At 40.3% G+C, this 556-nt stretch carries 2 pseudogenes; both read right to left on the bottom strand.

Annotated elements, in window-relative coordinates:
* A pseudogene (locus tag LOSG293_RS09825) lies at nucleotides 1–242 on the bottom strand (IS21 family transposase); the annotation flags it as partial.
* Nucleotides 243–343: 101 nt separating this feature from the next.
* Nucleotides 344–556 (bottom strand): annotated as a pseudogene (locus LOSG293_RS09820) (IS3 family transposase); the annotation flags it as partial.

Genomic DNA, 556 nt, shown 5'->3' with positions numbered 1-556 from the left:
TAATAAATTGCCGTTGCCGAACAGCCTTCTAGAACCTTTTCTTCAATCGTTTTTCGATAATCGTCAAGTTTACTCGGCCGCCGTAAGGGTTGTGGCTGCTCATCTGGAGGCGTGAGCCCTAAATTGTAGTATCTTTTAACCGTTCGCGGATCAACACCATATCGTCGACCGATTTCAGCGAAGTTGGGCTTTATTTTGTTCATAATATATTGCTGGACACACTGTTCAACATCTAAATGCATTTCAGTTCCTCCAAATTTGAGATGCGTTTAGTTTACCGTAAAAAAATGTTGGAAAACCGACATTTTCTAATCGGTATTTTCCAACATTTTACAACCGTTGCTTACAAGCAAGTCGCCTTACGGGACATAATCTGAAAGGTATGATGAGTTTTAAGCGTTTTTTGCCACTGCTTATGTTGGTACTGAAATCCTTGATTTGTGTGTACCGTTGTTCGATAAGGAAGCTCAGGTAGTCCATCTAATGCTTCTTTTAGTGGCTTCAACGCAAACTCAAGAGTTGGATGTGCACTAATGTTAAATGCCAAAATTTCACC

The organism is Secundilactobacillus oryzae JCM 18671 (genome assembly GCF_000740055.1).
Classification (GTDB): domain Bacteria; phylum Bacillota; class Bacilli; order Lactobacillales; family Lactobacillaceae; genus Secundilactobacillus; species Secundilactobacillus oryzae.
Note: the sequence above shows the minus strand (reverse complement) of the source record. Positions and strands in the feature narration are given on the sequence as shown.